Genomic DNA, 1,645 nt, shown 5'->3' on the forward strand with positions numbered 1-1,645 from the left:
GGCCGGGACGGCCCTCCCAGCCCCGGATCCGGCCGGGACCCTCGGCCCGGATGCTGCGGGCGACGGGTTGTCTTCCCGCTCTACGACGCCGCGTACAAGACCGACTTCCCGATCTACGACGTCCGGCACGAGCAGTCCGCGGTCTTCGCCGCCGAGGCCGTGGCCAAGCTCCAGCGCCGCCCCGGCCTCGCCGTGCTCACCGCAGGGCCCGGTGTCACCAACGGCATCTCCGGCATGACCAGCGCGTTCTTCAACGCCTCGCCGGTGCTGGTGCTCGGCGGGCGCGCGCCCGCGTTCCGCTGGGGCTCGGGCAGCCTCCAGGAGATGGACCACCTGCCGTTGGTCGCCCCGGTCACCAAGCACGCCGAGACGGTGTTCAGCACCGACGACATCCCGCGTGCGGTGGGTGCGGCGCTGAACGCCGCGCTCACCCCGCACCGGGGCCCGGCCTTCCTCGACTTCCCGCTGGAGACGGTCTTCTCGGTCGCGGAGGCCGAGCTGCCCACCGTGACGGGTGTCGACCCGATCGCCCCGGACCCGGAGGAGGTCGGCCGCGCCGCGTTGCTCATCGCCGGGGCGCAGCGGCCGGTCATCATCGCCGGCTCCGACGTGTACGCGGGCGACGCGGTCGCCGCGCTGCGCGAGGCGGCGGAGGCGTTGCAGGTGCCGGTCTTCACCAACGGCATGGGTCGCGGCTCGCTCCCGCCGGAGCACCCGCTGGCGTTCGCCAAGGCCCGACGGGCCGCGCTCTCCGGCGCCGATGTGGTCGTGGTGGTGGGCACCCCGCTGGACTTCCGGCTCAGCTTCGGTGACTTCGGTGACGCCAAGGTGGTGCACATCGTCGACGCCCCCAGCCAGCGGGCGACGCACGTGCAGCCGGCCGCCGCACCCGCCGGTGACCTGCGCCTGATCCTCTCCGCGTTGGCCGATCACTCCGGTGACCGCGCCGACCACTCCGACTGGATCGCCGACCTGCGGGTCGCCGAGGACGCGGCGAAGGCTCGGGACGCCGCGGAGATGGCCGCCGAGACCGACCCGATCCGCCCGGCCCGGATCTACGGCGAGCTGCGTCGGGCGCTCGCCCCGGACGCGATCACCATCGGCGACGGCGGCGACTTCGTGTCGTACGCCGGGCGGTACCTGGAGCCGGCCCAGCCCGGCACGTGGCTGGACCCGGGCCCGTACGGCTGCCTCGGCACCGGCATGGGTTACGCGATGGGGGCCCGGGTCAGTCACCCGGACCGGCAGATCTGCGTGCTGATGGGTGACGGCGCGGCGGGCTTCTCGCTGATGGACGTCGAGTCGCTGGTCCGCCAGAAGCTGCCGGTGGTGATCGTCGTCGGCAACAACGGCATCTGGGGGCTGGAGAAGCACCCGATGCGTGCCATGTACGGCTACGACGTCGCCGCCGACCTCCAGCCGGAGCTGCGGTACGACACGGTGGTCAGCGCGCTCGGCGGGGCGGGGGAGACGGTCGCCAAGGCGGCCGACCTGGGCCCGGCGCTCCAGCGGGCGTTCGACTCCGGAGTGCCGTACCTGGTGAACGTGCTCCAAGGCCCACCCGCAACACCGCCACACGCGACCGCCACCGCACCACCATCGCCAAGGGCCGCCCACCATGCGCGCTGTGCGGTGAAGAGATCGA

The 1,645-nt window shown here is 73.5% G+C and carries 1 protein-coding gene; it reads left to right on the forward strand.

Going from position 1 to position 1,645, the window contains the following annotated elements; translation table 11 throughout:
* Positions 1-1,645 (forward strand): acetolactate synthase (locus ABZ749_RS34895; RefSeq protein ID WP_357235626.1); only part of this gene is annotated, 1,645 nt, incomplete at both ends.

The organism is Micromonospora sp. NPDC047753 (assembly GCF_040642735.1).
GTDB lineage: Bacteria > Actinomycetota > Actinomycetes > Mycobacteriales > Micromonosporaceae > Micromonospora.